The 14456-nt window shown below is 73.3% G+C and carries 16 protein-coding genes; 8 read left to right on the top strand and 8 right to left on the bottom strand.

Translation table 11 applies throughout. From position 1 onward, the window contains the following. Both RB614_RS43840 and RB614_RS43835 read left to right on the top strand, forming a co-directional pair. Positions 1–1110: NsdA family TPR-like regulatory protein (locus tag RB614_RS43840; RefSeq protein WP_308718639.1), on the top strand; the 1110-nt coding region annotated here is incomplete at its 5' end. Positions 1111–1119: 9 nt separating this feature from the next. After that, the gene (locus RB614_RS43835; RefSeq protein WP_308718638.1) at positions 1120–2205 is read left to right on the top strand and encodes a polyprenyl synthetase family protein; all 1086 of its coding nucleotides are present in this window, start codon (positions 1120–1122) and stop codon (positions 2203–2205) included. 75 nt (positions 2206–2280) lie between these two features. On the opposite strand, the gene RB614_RS43830 is transcribed toward RB614_RS43835, so the two are convergent. From RB614_RS43830 to RB614_RS43815, 4 genes are all read right to left on the bottom strand, one after another. Continuing rightward, the gene (locus tag RB614_RS43830) at positions 2281–2742 is read right to left on the bottom strand and encodes a barstar family protein (protein ID WP_308718637.1); all 462 of its coding nucleotides are present in this window, start codon (positions 2740–2742) and stop codon (positions 2281–2283) included. A gap of 172 nt (positions 2743–2914) precedes the next feature. Further along, positions 2915–3211, bottom strand: a complete 297-nt coding sequence (locus RB614_RS43825) for a lycopene cyclase domain-containing protein (RefSeq protein WP_308718636.1) — start codon at positions 3209–3211, stop codon at positions 2915–2917. Next, positions 3208–3522, bottom strand: coding sequence for a lycopene cyclase domain-containing protein (locus RB614_RS43820; RefSeq protein WP_308718635.1), 315 nt, complete (start codon positions 3520–3522; stop codon positions 3208–3210). Before RB614_RS43820 ends, RB614_RS43825 begins: the two co-directional genes overlap by 4 nt. Before the next feature lie 2 nt (positions 3523–3524). Next, on the bottom strand, positions 3525–3896 hold the full coding sequence (locus RB614_RS43815) for an Rv2175c family DNA-binding protein (protein ID WP_308718634.1): 372 nt from the start codon (positions 3894–3896) through the stop codon (positions 3525–3527). A gap of 143 nt (positions 3897–4039) precedes the next feature. On the opposite strand from RB614_RS43815, the gene RB614_RS43810 reads away from it, so the two are divergent. From RB614_RS43810 to bfr, 5 genes are all read left to right on the top strand, one after another. Continuing rightward, positions 4040–4630, top strand: coding sequence for a hypothetical protein (locus RB614_RS43810; protein ID WP_308718633.1), 591 nt, complete (start codon positions 4040–4042; stop codon positions 4628–4630). Between the two features lie 42 nt (positions 4631–4672). Further along, entirely contained in the window at positions 4673–6628 is a 1956-nt protein-coding gene (gene pknB, locus RB614_RS43805; RefSeq protein ID WP_308718632.1) for a Stk1 family PASTA domain-containing Ser/Thr kinase, read from the top strand. A 304-nt stretch (positions 6629–6932) separates the two neighbouring features. Then, positions 6933–7799: a deoxyribonuclease IV gene (locus RB614_RS43800; RefSeq protein ID WP_308718631.1), complete on the top strand. Its 867-nt coding sequence runs from the start codon at positions 6933–6935 to the stop codon at positions 7797–7799. Positions 7800–7855: 56 nt separating this feature from the next. Continuing rightward, positions 7856–8047 (top strand): (2Fe-2S)-binding protein, encoded by a 192-nt coding sequence (locus tag RB614_RS43795; RefSeq protein ID WP_308718630.1) that lies wholly within the window; start codon positions 7856–7858, stop codon positions 8045–8047. Between the two features lie 54 nt (positions 8048–8101). Continuing rightward, positions 8102–8584, top strand: coding sequence for a bacterioferritin (gene bfr, locus RB614_RS43790; RefSeq protein ID WP_308718629.1), 483 nt, complete (start codon positions 8102–8104; stop codon positions 8582–8584). Position 8585: 1 nt separating this feature from the next. On the opposite strand, the gene RB614_RS43785 is transcribed toward bfr, so the two are convergent. The 4 genes from RB614_RS43785 to RB614_RS43770 form a co-directional block, all read right to left on the bottom strand. Next, on the bottom strand, positions 8586–9125 hold the full coding sequence (locus RB614_RS43785) for an SRPBCC family protein (protein ID WP_308718628.1): 540 nt from the start codon (positions 9123–9125) through the stop codon (positions 8586–8588). A gap of 222 nt (positions 9126–9347) precedes the next feature. Beyond that, positions 9348–10367, bottom strand: a complete 1020-nt coding sequence (locus tag RB614_RS43780) for a threonine aldolase family protein (protein WP_308718627.1) — start codon at positions 10365–10367, stop codon at positions 9348–9350. Continuing rightward, on the bottom strand, positions 10364–11755 hold the full coding sequence (locus RB614_RS43775) for a class II 3-deoxy-7-phosphoheptulonate synthase (protein WP_308718626.1): 1392 nt from the start codon (positions 11753–11755) through the stop codon (positions 10364–10366). The genes RB614_RS43780 and RB614_RS43775 overlap by 4 nt, the downstream gene beginning before the upstream one ends. A gap of 727 nt (positions 11756–12482) precedes the next feature. Next, positions 12483–13382, bottom strand: coding sequence for a DUF6807 domain-containing protein (locus tag RB614_RS43770; RefSeq protein WP_308718625.1), 900 nt, complete (start codon positions 13380–13382; stop codon positions 12483–12485). A 57-nt stretch (positions 13383–13439) separates the two neighbouring features. On the opposite strand from RB614_RS43770, the gene RB614_RS43765 reads away from it, so the two are divergent. Continuing rightward, on the top strand, positions 13440–14456 hold a 1017-nt coding region (locus tag RB614_RS43765; protein WP_308718624.1), incomplete at its 3' end, for a LacI family DNA-binding transcriptional regulator.

Here is a 14456-nt window from a genome sequence, read left to right as displayed (position 1 = left end):
ACCGCGCCGGGCGGCGCGAGCGGGCCACCGGGGCCGGGCGCCCGCGGGCGGGAGCCGGCCGGCGGGCGCGCGGAAGCTGCCCGGGCCACACCCCTGCCGCCCCATCTCGACGCGCTCGCCGCGTGGCTGCCGCGCGCCGGCGGCGGCCGGGCGGGCTCCACGAGCCGGCGGCGCGGCGGCGGGGCCGATCCGGAGGCGGTGGCCGCCGCCGTCGCGGTCCTGCGCCGGCAAGACGATCTGGTCGGCGGCACCGACCTGGCCGGGCCCGCCGGCCGCGAGCTGGGCGCGCTGCTGGCCCGGCCGGAGGGGATGCCGGCGAGCCGGCGGATGCTCGGTCTGGTGGCCGAGGCCGCCCAGCTCACCGGCTGGCTCGCCGCCGACGCGGGCGACCCGGGCGGCGCGCTCGCCGCATACCGCACCGCCCTCACCGCGGCCGCCGAAGCCGGCGACCGCCCGCTCGCGGCCCACGTGCTCGGCTCGGCCAGCCACCTGCTCGCCGGCCACGGCGACCCGCGCGAGGCGTTGCTGCTCGCCCGCACCGGGGTCGCCGGCGCGGGCCGGGCGGCCTCGGCCACACTGCGGGCGCTGCTGCTGCACCGGGTGGCGTTCGCGGCGGCGCTCTGTGGCGAGCGGCGTGCGGCGTCCGACGCGCTCGACCACGCCGACACCGTGTCCGCCCGCCGCGACCCGGCCAAGGACCCGCCCTGGCTGTACTGGGTGGACGAGGCCGAGCTGTCCGCGATGACCGGCCGGTGCATGGCCGCGCTGGGCCGCCCGCTGCGCGCCGAGCCGCTGCTCACCGCCGCCGTGGAGCGCACCGGCCAGCCGCGCACCGCCGCCCTGTACGGCGCCTGGCTGGCCCGGGTCTGCCTCGATCTCGGCGAGGTGGAGCGGGCCGGCGAGGTGGCCGGCGACGCGCTGCTCGACGCGGTCCGCTCCGGCTCCGCGCGGGCGGCCGCCGAGGTCGTTGGCGTTCGCCCGCGAATGGCCGCGCACCGCGACGTGCCCGAGGCCCGGAGGTTCGCCGAGCTGGCCACCGCGTGCCGACCCTATCTGCCCGAAGTTGCACGGACCGGGCCCGCGAAGGCAGCTGTGATCAGAAGCGACTAGCGTCGTAATGTGGCCGCAGACGACTCCTCCTCGTCGCCCGTCGACCGCGCCGACCTGCGCACCCGCGTCGACAAGGCGCTCGCCGAGTTTCTCGCACGACGGCGCGACTGGCTCGCGACCGTCGACGACTCAGTGCTCCTGATCGCCGACGCGATCGACGACTTCGTGCTCGGCGGCGGCAAGCGGCTCCGGCCAGCGTTCGCCTACTGGGGCTACCGGGCGGCCGGTGGCGTCGACTCCGACCCGGTCGTCGCCACCGTTGCCGCCCTGGAGTTCGTGCAGGCGAGCGCGCTGATCCATGACGACCTCATGGACCGCTCAGACACCCGGCGGGGCGAGCCGGCGGTGCACCGGCGGTTCGCGGCGCGGCACCGGGCACAGGGCTGGCGGGGCGACCCGGACGCGTTCGGCGACTCGGCCGCGATCCTGCTCGGCGACCTGTGCCTGGTCTGGTCCGACGAGCTGCTGCACCTGGGCGGCCTGCCGGCGGAGACGCTGACCCGGGCCCGGCCGATCTTCGACGAGATGCGCACCGAGGTCACCGTGGGGCAGTACCTGGACGTCTACGCCCAGGCCACCGCCCACACCTCGGTCGAGCTGGCCAGCAAGGTCGCGCGCTACAAGGCGGCGAAGTACACCGTGGAGCGGCCGCTGCTGCTCGGTGCCGCCCTGGCCGGCGCGCCGCCAGCGGTCCACGCCGGCCTGTCGGCGTACGGGCTGCCGCTGGGCGAGGCGTTCCAGCTCCGCGACGACGTGCTCGGGGTGTTCGGCGACCCGGCGCAGACCGGCAAGCCGGCCGGCGACGACCTGCGCGAGGGCAAGCGCACCTACCTGGTGGCGGCGGCCTTCGAGGAGGCCGGCGCGGCCGAGCGGGCGATGCTGGAGGCGCACCTCGGCGATCCCGCCCTCGACCGGGCCGGCGTGGCCGCGCTGCGCGACGTGATCGCGTCGACCGGCGCGCTGGCCCGCACCGAGTCCCGCATCGCCGAGCTGACCACGGTCGCCCTGGACGCGCTGGCCACCGCCGACATCGACCCCACGGCCCGCCAGGTCCTCACCGACCTGGCCACGGCCGCGACGGCCCGCACCGAGTAGCTCCCTTTTGGGGTGTTGATCAGGGAGTTCGCGCGCCACTCCACGAAGTCCCTGATCAACCGCGGAGGGCCGGGGTCAGAGTGTGGGGATCACGGCGGTTCCGTCCGGGTGTTCGACCGGGCCGGCGCCGCGGAGCAGGACGTACAGGGGTGGGGCACCGGCTTCCCGGCGGACCGCGATCGCCTCGCCGAAGACCTGGTACGCCTGGCGCCACGCCTTGGGGTCCGACCGGGCCAGCCCGCCGTACTGCTCCCACAGCAGTACGTGCCCGTGGCCGGGCAGCCAGGACAGGTCGCCGAGGCAGTCGAGAAACGCGTCCCAGCTGCGCCCGAACCAGCCCGGAAAGGCCAGCTCCTCGGCGCAGCGGTCGAAGAGGTCCAGCCGCCCGCCCAGCGCCCGCCCGTCGAGCGGGTGCACCGCCCAGCCGGCGGCGGCGAGCTCGCGGCGCACGGCGCTCGGATGGGCCCGGGACAGCCAGCGGTAGATGCCCGGCGGGCGCGCACCCGCCAGGACCGCGGCCAGCCGCGCCGTCGTCACCAGGCTCCCCCTCCTGGACTTTCTCCCCCGCGCCACCCCGGATCACGGGCCCCCCGACCCTCCGGCGTGCGCGCCTGTTGGCGAAGTGTCCCCGCCGGGCCCCCTCCCCGCAAGGTCAAGCGCGTGTCGCCCACGAGCGGGCGAGGCGGGGCAAGCACGGTGAGGGGCGCGATCAGCGCTCCCGGGATCCCCACCAGGTCCACAGCGAGAGCGTCAGCAGCACGAGGGCGAACCCGAACAGCAGGTCCTCGACCGGCGCGTACACGACCCGCGGCCCGAGGACGGCCTCCGGGTCGTACCGGACGATCCCCCGCCCGGTCAGGATCCCGTTGGAGATCAGCTGAAAGAACACGACGATCGGGTACGTCGCCCAGAAGACCCGCCGCCGCAGCAGGCGCGTACGCAGCACGACGAGGTCGACGACCACCGCGCCGGCCACGCCCAGCAGCGCCGCCGCCGTGTACGTCACCGGTCGCCCAGCACCTTGCGGACCGCCTCGAACCCGAGGATGGCGCAGAGCGGCACCACGACGAAGAAGAGCAGCTCGTCCAGGGGCAGCCCGCCCGGGAACACCACGCCGGTGATCTGTGCCGGGTCGAAGGTCCAGTGGCCGGCGGCGATCGCCAGCAGGTCCCACACCACGAAGACGGCCACCACCGGCGCGAGCGTGACCAGCAGCCGCCGCCACTGCCGCAGGACACCCACCCGCAGCGCCGGCTCCAGCCAGAGCGCCCCGGCGAGGCAGCCGGCGAGCACGGCCAGGTAGGTGAGGTGCCGCAAGGTCAGAAGCCCAGCGCCTGCGCCCGCCGCTTGACCTCGGTGGCCCGGCCGGTGCTGAGCGCGTCCGCGGGCATACCCGGAAGGGTGTCGTCCGGCTCGTAGAGCCACCGCAGGGCCTCTTCGTCGTTGTACCCAGCGTCGTGCAGCAGGGTCAGGACGCCAGGGAGGTGCTTGAGCACCGTGCGGTTAACCACGAGCTCAGCGGGCACTCGCAGGACGCCGTCCCGCCGCACGGCGAGCAACGCGTGGTCGCGGACCATCTGGTTGACCTTGTTGACCGGTACGTCGATGCGCTCGGCGACCTCCGGCAGGGTGAGCCACGCGGCGGGTCCTCCGGAGGCCGGTGACGGAGAGGCCGGTGCGGAATCGGTCACCCGCTCACCCTGCCACGCCGTACCCGACGCACACCAGCACCCCTGACTTTCCCCGTACACTCGCGCGTCCCGGCGGCAGACCCGGCGGACGTGCCCGTTTCGGGCGGCGGTGACCCCTGGCCGGCCGCCGGAAGGACCCTGCCGTGAGGAACGTACGCCGTGAGCTGTCGGGCGCCTGGCGCTCGCTCCGGTACGACCTCTCCCGCCGGTCGGCCCGGCGGCTCGACGAAGCCACGACCGAGGTGATCTACCCGGACTACGAGCCACCGCGCCGGCCGCGTCGCATAGTGCTCACCGCGACCACGTTCGGCGCGCTCTCGCTGGCCGGCGCGGCCGGCACCTACTTCGCGGTGGTCAACGGCCTCAGCGCGCTGGCCAGCGAAGACACCGCCCCGCCCAACCGGCTGCCGGCGGTGGCCGGTCAGGCGGCCTCGCCGGGGCCGACCGCGCGCGGCGTCGCGCCGGTGCCCAGCCCCACGCCGAGCCGGGGCGTCCCGGTGCGCGCCACGCCGAGCCCCACCGGGCGGGGAGCGCTGGGCCGCGCGACGGTGCGGCCGCCGACCCCCAGCCCGAGCTGCGCCTGCGTCACCCCGCCGGTGCCGACGCCCACCTCGCCGCCGCCGGTCGACGAGACTCCGGACCCCCCGGTGAGCAGTAGTCCGCCGGCCCCGACCGCTTCCGCATCGCCCGAGCCCACACCCGGTCCGAGTGACCCGCCGCCCCCAGGTGGATAGGCTCCTGCCGCCGGGCCTGAGGAAGACATAGACTGCCTGCCGATGGAGATACAGGTCGCCGACACGTTACTGGGCACGCTGGTCGACGGGCGCTACCGCATCCGCGGTCGGGTCGCCCGTGGCGGCATGGCGACCGTGTACATGGGCGTCGACGAGCGGCTCGAGCGCACGGTAGCGCTGAAGATCATTAACCCGGCCCAGGTACGCGAGGCGCGGTTCGTCGAGCGGTTCACCGACGAGGCCAAGACGATCGCGCTGCTCACCCACCCCAACGTGGTAGCCGTCTACGACCAGGGCACCCACGGCGGCCTGCCCTACCTCGTGATGGAGTACGTGCGCGGACGCACCCTGCGCGACGTGCTGGCCGAGCGCGGCCGGCTCAACCCGGGCGAGGCGCTGGCGATCCTGGAGCAGATGCTCGCCGCGATCGCCGCCGCGCACCGGGCCGGGCTGGTGCACCGCGACGTCAAGCCGGAAAACGTGCTGGTCGCCGAGGCACCGAGCGGTGGCTCCGGCAACCTGGTCGACAGCGTGGTCAAGGTCGCCGACTTCGGGCTGGCCCGGGCCGTGGAGGCGAGCACCGAAGACGAGGCGGGCGGCCAGCTGATGGCCACCGTGGCGTACGTGGCGCCCGAGCTCGTCACCGACGGTCACGCCGACGCCCGCACCGACGTGTACTCGGCGGGCATCGTGCTCTTCGAGATGCTGACCGGCCGCGTGCCGTACGACGGCGACAAGCCGGTCGAGGTTGCCTGGCAGCACGTCGACCGCGACGTACCGCCGCCCTCCTCGCTCGTGCCCAACCTGCCCGAGGTCCTCGACGACCTGGTCGCCCGGGCCACCCGGCGCGACCCGGGCGCCCGGCCGACGGACGCCGGCGCGCTGCTCGCCGAGGTGCAGCAGGTCCGCGACGACCTGGGCAACTCGGCCAACGCGAGCACCGCGCTCCTGCGCCAGGTGGCCCAGCCGACCCAGGTCATCGCCCCGCTCTCGCCGGTCGACCGCCCCTCGTGGGCGCGGCTGCCCGAGCAAAAGCAGCCGCCGCCGGGCCGCCGCCGGGCCGCGCCGCCGCCCGACGAGGGCGTCGGAGGGCGGCTGGGCAGCCTCCGCCTGCGGCTGCTCGGCGACCCCCGCGCCCGCCTGGCGCTCGTGGCCGCCGTGGCGGTCCTGCTGCTGCTCGCGGTGATCGGCATCTGGTGGGCCGGCTTCGGCCGCTACACGGTCGCCCCGCAGCTGGTCAGCATGCCCAAGGCCGAGGCCGAGGCGCGGGCGGCGACCGGCGGGTTCGAGATCCAGTACGCCGAGGGCCGGTACGACGAGGAGATCGCCAGGGACGTCGTGCTCGCCCAGGACCCGCCGTCGACTGCGCGGATCGTCAAAGGCGGCACGCTCACGCTCACCCTGTCGCTGGGCCCGGAACGCTACGACGTGCCGGACGTGGTCGGCAAGGACCTCGCCCAGGCCAAGGCCGACGTCGAGGACGCCAAGCTGGTGCTCAAGGAGGGTCCGGCGAAGTTCGACGACCGGCTCCCCAAGGGCATCGTCATGTCGGTCGACCCCAAGCCGGGCACCAAGGTCAAGCCCGGGACGGCCGTGACCGTGACGGTCAGCAAGGGGCGCGCGCCGATCACCGTGCCCGAGGTCGTCGGCAAGAACATCAACGACGCTCGCGCCCAGCTCCAGGCGCTCGGCCTGGTGGTCGTCGAGCAGTACAAGGACGACAACCGGGCCAAGGACGAGGTGATCGCGCAGACCCCGGCGAGCGGCTCCGGCGTCGAGGCGGGTGCGGAGATCAAGCTCGAGGTGAGCAAGGGCCCGCCGCAGGTGATCGTCTCGCGGGTCGTCGACCTCCCCTGCCAGCAGGGCAAGCAGCAACTGGAGGCGCAGGGCCTGCGGGTGCGCGTCGACTTCAACCCGAACGGCATCGTTCGGATCCAGAACCCGCCAGAAAACACCCCGGTCGCGCCGGGCACCGAGGTCGTCATTGGCTGCTTCTGAGCCGCCCCGGAGGAAGCCGGCGGCCACGGCCTCCTCCGGGAGAAAGCCGGCCGCCACGGCCTCCCGGCCGAAGCCGCCAGCCAGCGAACCCCAGCAGAAGCCGGCCACCGCAGAACCCCGGCGGAAGCCGGCAGCCAGCGAATCCCGGCCGAAGCCGGCCGCGCCGGAACCCCGGCGGAGGCTGACGGCCGGCGAACCACGCCGGATGGCGCAGCCGTCCGGGCGTAAGCCACGGCAGAAGCCAGCCGTCGCGGAGCGGGCCCGGACGCGGCCGGCGGCCGAGAGGGGCCGGAAACGGCCCGCGGTGGTGGAGAAGCGGCCGGTCGGCTCGCACACGCCCACGGCGGGCGGGCTCGCGAAGGCGGCCCTGCCCTACGTCGACGGTGCCGAGTCCGAGGTCGCCCAGGTCTACGTCTCGAACTCGCGGGGCTGGGCACTCCCGCCCGGCGACCCGGCACAGGACGAGGCGTTCCTGGCCGGGTGCGCGGAGCGCGGGTTGGCCGCGTACATCCACGCGTCGCTGCTGGTCAACCTCGGCTCGCCGACCGCCGCCACGGTGGAGCGGTCGGCGGCCACGCTGGCGCACGCGCTGGCCCGGGGTACCGCCATCGGCGCCACCGGAGTGGTGTTCCACGCGGGCAGCGCGGTCGACGAGGGGCACGCCGAGGTGGCGATGAAGCAGCTGCGCGAGGAGCTGCTGCCGCTGCTGGACCGGGCGGCTGCGACCGGCGGGCCGAAGCTGCTGGTCGAACCGACCGCGGGCGGCGGGCGCTCGCTGGCCTCCCGGGTCGAGCACCTGGCGCCGTACCTGGACGCGGTCGACCACCACCCCTGGCTGGGCGTCTGCTTCGACACCTGCCACGCCTGGGCGGCCGGCCACGACCTCGCCGCACCGGGTGGCATGGCGGCGACGCTCGACGCGCTGGTGGCGGCGGTGGGCCCGGACCGGCTGTGGCTCGTACACGCCAACGACTCCCGCGACCCGTGCGGCTCCACCCGCGACCGGCACGAGACGATCGGCGCGGGCATGATCGGCGAGGCCGCGTTTGGTGAGCTCATGCGTCACCCCGCGACGGTGGGGGTGCCCGTGGTCGTGGAAACCCCCACCGAGGGATTTGTCGGCCACGCCACGGACATAGCACGCCTCAAACGCCTCCGTCCCCTTGCGTGACCTGCCGCTTTAGGGCACCCTTACTGAGGCCAGGCTAACCACAGTAAGGGCTGTCTATGTACGTCTGCATCTGTGCCCGCGTCCGCGAGGGTGAGGTCCGTTCCGCCATCCGGCTCGGCGCCCACTCCGAGGAGTCGGTGGGCGACGCGTGCGGCGCGGGCACCGGCTGCGGCACCTGCCTGGACCGCATCTGTGACCTGATCGACGAGGAGAGCGCCACCGACACGCTGCTGCCACTAGCCGCCTGACCTGCGAAAGGGCGTAGGCTCACCCCCACACGTACATAGTGGGGGTCTTTCGGCATGCAAGGCGACGCTCGCGTCATCGAGTTTCTCAACGAACAGCTGACCGCGGAGCTGACCGCGATCAACCAGTACTTCCTGCACGCCAAGATGCAGGAAAACTGGGGATACACGAAGCTCGCCAAGCACACCAAGCACGAGTCGATCGACGAGATGCGGCACGCCGAGGTGCTGACCGACCGCATCCTCTTCCTCGAAGGCCTCCCCAACTACCAGAAGCTCTTCGCGCTCCGGATCGGCGAGACCGTCAAGGAGCAGTTCGAGTGCGACATGAAGATCGAGATGGAGGCGATCGACCGGCTCCGCCGCGGCGTCGAGTACATGCGGTCGATCGGCGACATCACCTCGGCGAAGATCTTCGAAGACATCCTCGAAGACGAGGAGCACCACGTCGACTACCTGGAGACCCAGCTCGGGCTCATCGAAAAGCTGGGCGAGGCGCTCTACCTGCAGAACGTGACCGAGCACCCCGACCCGTCGTAGCTCAGCCCGGGGCGAGCCGCTCCGCGTAGCCGTCGCGCAGGTCCTCCCAGCCAAACCTCGTCGCCTCGTCCGCCACGATCGGCCCGATCGGGCGGCCGTCGAGCAGCAGGTCGGCCACGTCGAGGCAGATGTGCCAGCCGGCCGCGACCATCGGCACCAAGGTGCGGTCGCGCACGGTGTGCCGCAGCGTCAGCCGGGTCCCCTCCCCGGTCGGCGCCAGCTCCCAGCGCAGCAGGTCGCCGCCCCAGTCGTAGACCAGCAGCGCCGGCGGCTCGGACCGCAGCACCTCCGCGGGCGAGCTCTCGACCTCGCCACCGTCGCCGCCGAGCATCGTGAACGTCGCCGAGCCGGTGCCGCCGAGGTCGCGGTCCGGCACGAACGGCGCCCACTCGCGCAGCTGCCCCGGCTCCACCAGCGCACCCCACACCTTCTGCGGCGGGTGCCGGAAGTCGCGGATGAACACCAGCGTCCAGCGGTCGCCCTCAGCCGGCTCGGCGGAGGTCTCGGCCAGGGCTCCGGGCTTGTAGTCGGCTCTCTCCATGAGCCCTATATTCCTCACGAGGCATATAGCTGTCAAGGTAAGCCCTGCTGGACGCGGCCGTGAGCCACGCGCGGACCGCGGGCGCGGCGGCGCTGGAGGGTTACCCGGTCGACACGGGCGCCGGGCGCGTGCCGCCGGCGGCCGAGCTCTACACCGGACGCGCTAAGCCCTGGTGATCAAAGCTCCCGCCACGTCGCTAGAACGGCGTGGAGGGAGCTTCGATCACGAGCGGAGGATGCCGACCAGCACCTCGATCGCGCGGTCGATGCCGGCGTCGTCGACGTCCAGGTGGGTGACGAGCCGCGCGACCCGCGGGCCGAGGACCGAGACGAGGACGCCGTCGGCCCGGGCCGCCGCGCCGAGTGCGGGTGCGTCGAGGGCGGCCTTGGCGAGATCAAGAGCCACGATGTTGGTACGGACGGCGCCGCTCACCACGCCGAACGGTGCCAGTGCCTCGGCGAGCCGCGCCGCGCGGGCGTGATCCTCGGCGAGCCGGTCGATGTGGTGGGCGATCGCGTACCGCCCGGCGGCCGCCAGCACGCCGGCCTGCCGCATGCCGCCGCCCAGCCGCTTGCGGAGGACCCGCCCCTCGGCGATGCGCTCGGCGCTGCTCACCACCAGCGAGCCCACCGGCGCGCCGAGGCCCTTGGAGAGGCAGACGGAGAGGGTGTCGAAGAGCGCGCCGTACGTGGTGAGGGGGACCCGCTCGGCCACATGGGCGTTCCAGACGCGGGCGCCGTCGCAGTGCAGCGCCACCCCGGCCGCGTCGGCGACCCGGCGCAGCTGCTGAAGCGTGCCGAGCGGGATGACCTCGCCGCCGCGGCGGTTGTGGGTCTGCTCGACCGCGATCGCCCGGGTCGGCACCGCGTGGAAGCCGTCCGGGCGGATCATCGCGGCCACCACGTCGGGGTCGATGTCGCCGCCCGCGGCCGCCCAGGTGCGCGTGGAGATCCCGCCGAGCGCGGCGGCGGCCCCCACCTCGTACGTCACCACGTGCGCGTCGGCGTCGCACAGCAGCTCGCTGGAGCGCGGGGCGACGAGCTGGAGCGCGATCTGGTTGGCCATCGTGCCGGTCGGGGTGAAGAGCGCCGCCTCGTGGCCGAAGAGCGCGGCGACCTCGGCCTCCAGCGCGTTGACGCTGGGATCCTCGCCGTAGACGTCGTCGCCGATCTCCGCCTCGCTGATCGCCCGCCACATGCCGGCGGTGGGCCTGGTGACGGTGTCCGAGCGTAGGTCGATCATCCCCGCAGCATCTCCGCCACGAGGAAGGCCAGCTCCAGCGACTGCTGGGTGTTGAGGCGCGGGTCACACGCCGTCTCGTACCGGTCGGGCAGGTGGACGTCCTCGATCGCCTGCGCGCCGCCGAGGCACTCGGTGACGTGCTCGCCGGTCAGCTCGATGTGCAGGCCGCCGGGGTGGGTGTTGAGGTTGCGATGCACCTCGAAGTAGCCCAGCACCTCGTCGACGATCCGGTCGAAGTGCCGCGTCTTGTACCCGTTGGACGACTCCACCGTGTTGCCGTGCATCGGGTCGCACTGCCACACGACCTTGGCCCCGCTCGCGGTCACCTTCTCCACGATCGGCGGGAGCGCGTCGCGCACCTTGTGGTTGCCCATCCGGGAGACCAGCGTGAGGCGGCCCGGCACGTTGTCCGGGTTGAGCTTTTCGCACAGCTCGATCGCCTGCTCCGGCGTGGTGGTGGGGCCGAGCTTGACGCCGATCGGGTTGGCCAGCCGCGACACGAAGTCGATGTGCGCGCCGTCGATCTGCCGGGTGCGCTCGCCCACCCACAGGAAGTGCCCGGACAGCCCGTACGCCCGGCCGCCGGCGACCCGGGTGAGCGCCCGGTCGTACTCCAGGGCCAGCGCCTCGTGCGAGCAGTAGAGCGTGACGGTGCGCAGCGCGTCGTCGTCGGTCATGCCGCACGCCTGGATGAAGGCGAGCGCCCGGTCGATCTCGCGCGCGATCGCCTCGTACCGCTCGCCGGCGGGCGAGGCACGCACGAAGTCCTTGTTCCAGTCGTGCACCGCGTGCAGGTCGGCCAGGCCCCCGCCCAGGTACGCCCGGAGCATGTTCATCGCGGCCGCCGAGTTCGCGTACGCCCGGATCATCCGCTGCGGATCCGCCACCCGCGCCGCCGCGTCCGCCTCCAGCGAATTGATCATGTCGCCCCGGTAGGCCGGCAACCCCAGCGCGTCGGTCAGCGCCGACCGCGGCTTCGTGTACTGCCCGGCGACCCGCGCCACCTTCACCACCGGCAGCGACGCCCCGTATGTGAGTACCACCGCCATCTGGAGCAGCGTGCGCGCGTTCGCCGAGAGGTGGCTGTCCGTATTGTCGGCGAACGTCTCCGCGCAGTCGCCACCCTGCAGCAGAAACGCCTTCCCCTCCGCCACGAGCGCCAGCCGCTCGCGCAGCTGGTCCACCTCGTAGGGGGCGACGATGGGCGGCACGTTGTCGAGCACCGCGCACACCTCGTCGACCACGGCCGGGTCCGGCCACGGCGGCGTCTGCGCCCGGGGCAACGCCCGCCAATGGTCAAGGCCCAACGCCCTGACCTCGGGAGAGTCGTCGGTCGGGCGTCCGATCTCGAGCCCGGGATTACGAACCTGGTGCCACTCCTGGCGCATGCCTGAGAGCCTACGGCTCCCCCTCCCGCCCCCGGGAACCACCCGTCCGCCATCCCACGCCCCATGTTTTGACGGCATGTTTTGGCATCGAGAAGCTTTGAGCTACCGCGACGTCCGCGGTGGTCCGGACTGTTGCGCGGGGGTGCGTTCCCGCGGCCGCACCCTCCGCGCTTCACGATCCCTCGGCGACCGGGTCCCGGCAATCGCTCGCCCGACCAGCACGCACGCGGCCTTGCCCCTGGGCGCCGCGACTCGGCCACGCACCCGGGGGTCGGCGGTGGCGCCCCGGGCGGAGCCGGGCAAATCCTCGGTCCGGATCGTGACGGCGGGGTCGATCGGCAGCGACACGTGCGTGGGTCGCTCCCGCCGGTCCGGACCCACCCTCACGGCTGGAGTCGGACCGCCGCGGACGTCGCGGTAGCTCGCGCCCTGGAACCGATCCCTTCTGGTGCGGTGGCCACCAACGTTCACCGGGTGACGGCGGCCTTCGGCCCCTGGTCACCCGGCGGCGAAGCCGGCAAACGTTGCTGGCCACCGCACTGCCCGGGGGCCTTGCCTTGATCGACGCGGGAGAGTGGTGATCGCGCGGCGTCCGTGGCGAAAACCGCCCCGCCAGGGGCAGCAGTTCGCCACGCACGGCCGGGCCATGCACCGATCAAGGACCCCAAGCCTCGCGCGGCCGCCTTGGCCGCGACGCCAAGCCGAGCGGTCCGAGTGGCCACGAGCGTCATTGAATGGTTTCACGATCTAGGGCGCCGTCGGCCACCAGGACCCGGTACCGCCGGCTCAGCGTGCCGCCCGCAGGGATCGCCAGCGGGTGCTCCCAGGCCAGGGCCGCGCACACGCCGGGGTAGTCGGCCGCCCGTACGAACCAGTGGTCGTCGCCCGCCAGGCCGGTGAAGACGAGCGTGTATCCCTCGCCGCGCACCGCGAGCCACGGGTCGGTGCTGCCGTTGCACTTCTCCTCGCCCTCCACAGTGGAGGTGAAGACGTCGGGCAGACCCGGCGCCAGCCGCCAGAAGAAGCCGCCGTAGCCGGCGCCGCCGGGGCGGCCGTTCGTCGCGGGGCTGCCCAGCGTCACGCCGGCGTCCGGCGGGGCGGTGAGCGTGAAGGCGACGTCGAGCGTCCAGCCCCGGCTCGCCGGCGCCGCCACCAGCGTGCGCTCCTCCACCAGCAGCGTCTCCCCCGCCGGGTCCAGCCAGAGCAGCCGCTCGGCCAGCCGCGTGCCGTCCTGCCCGTCCGGCCCGTCCGTCCCGACGGGCGAGGACGGTGAGGACGGCCCGACCGGCGAGGACGGCGACGGAGACACCGGCGGGAGCCAGGCCTCGTGGGCGATGCGGCCATGGTCATCGAGCCAGGTGTAGCCGGCGTCCCGGACGTACGTGCGGCCGCCCCAGAGGTTGGTGCCGTTGACGTCCTGCAGCGCGACGCTCACACCCAGATGCCAGCGGTGGTCCTCGGGCAGTACGTCGGTCACCGTCGTCCCGCCCAGCGTGCGCACCGGGTGCAGGTATGGCCGGGGGCCGTGCTTCGGGTCGACGTCCGGCTCCACGACGTACTCCGCGACCACCCGTCCAGCCACCCGCAACTCCACCATGTCGCCCCCCTGGAAAGCGCTTGCCCACATTCGTGAGAGACTACGGTGTCTGGACGCGACGCGACACCGGCGAAGGGGAGCGAACCAGTGGCGGGACTAGCGGTCAGCATCCGTGACGTGGCCAGCCACGCCGGGGTATCCGTCGGCACCGTCTCCAACGTCCTCAACCGCCCCGACATCGTCGCCCCCACCACCCGCACCCGCGTCCTGGCCGCCATCACCGAACTCGGCTTCGTCCCCAACGACGCCGCCCGCCAACTACGCCGCGGCAAAGGCCGCACCCTCGGCCTCGTCGTCCTCGACGTCGCCAACCCCTTCTTCACCGACGTCGCCAAAGGCGTCGAAGACACCACCGGCGCCGCCGGCATGGCCGTCATCTTCTGCAACAGCGACGGCAACCTCACCAAAGAAAACGCCTACCTCGACCTCCTCGAAGAACAACGCGTCCAAGGCGTCCTCATCACCCCCATCCACGACGCCAGCACACGCCTCCACCAACTCCGCGACCGCGGCGTGCTCGTGGTCCTGCTCGACCGGCGGTCGCGGCAGCCCGACATCTGTTCGGTCTCCGTGGACGACCGGCTCGGTGGCGAGCTCGCCATGCGCCACCTGGTCGAAAGTGGACACCGCCGGATCGCGTTCGTCGGCGGACCACACCGCCTCGAACAAGTCCACGACCGCTACCACGGCGCCATCCAAGCCCTCACCGACGCCGGACTCACCGAAGAAGAACACCTACGCCGGTACGACACACCAGCCCTCACCGTCACCGCCGGACGAGACGCCGCCGCCCGCATCCTCGGCCAACCCAAAAACACCCGCGCCACCGCCATCTTCTGCGCCAACGACCTCCTCGCCCTCGGCGCCCTGCAAGTCCTCACCCGCCAACAAATCCGCGTACCCCACGACATCGCCCTCGTCGGCTACGACGACATCGAATTCGCCGCCGCCGCAGCCGTACCCCTCTCCTCCGTCCGCCAACCCCGCCAACGCCTCGGCCAAACCGCCGCCGAACTCCTCCTCGACGAAGCCAACAACCCCCAAACCCACCAACACCACCAAGTCATCTTCGAACCCGAACTCGTCGTACGAGAGTCGAGCCAG

Origin of the sequence: Phytohabitans maris (assembly GCF_031085175.1) — a bacterium.
Taxonomy (GTDB): domain Bacteria; phylum Actinomycetota; class Actinomycetes; order Mycobacteriales; family Micromonosporaceae; genus Phytohabitans; species Phytohabitans maris.
Note: the sequence above shows the minus strand (reverse complement) of the source record. Positions and strands in the feature narration are given on the sequence as shown.

Bases quoted from the DNA above. Each gene is read 5' to 3' on its own strand.
- RB614_RS43775 (WP_308718626.1), bottom strand. From the start codon at position 11,755: ATGCGCCAGGAGTGGCACCAGGTTCGTAATCCCGGGCTCGAGATCGGA.
- RB614_RS43780 (WP_308718627.1), bottom strand. From the start codon at position 10,367: ATGATCGACCTACGCTCGGACACCGTCACCAGGCCCACCGCCGGCATG.
- RB614_RS43785 (WP_308718628.1), bottom strand. From the start codon at position 9,125: ATGGAGAGAGCCGACTACAAGCCCGGAGCCCTGGCCGAGACCTCCGCC.
- bfr (WP_308718629.1), top strand. From the start codon at position 8,102: ATGCAAGGCGACGCTCGCGTCATCGAGTTTCTCAACGAACAGCTGACC.
- pknB (WP_308718632.1), top strand. From the start codon at position 4,673: ATGGAGATACAGGTCGCCGACACGTTACTGGGCACGCTGGTCGACGGG.
- RB614_RS43770 (WP_308718625.1), bottom strand. From the start codon at position 13,382: ATGTGGGCAAGCGCTTTCCAGGGGGGCGACATGGTGGAGTTGCGGGTG.
- RB614_RS43795 (WP_308718630.1), top strand. From the start codon at position 7,856: ATGTACGTCTGCATCTGTGCCCGCGTCCGCGAGGGTGAGGTCCGTTCC.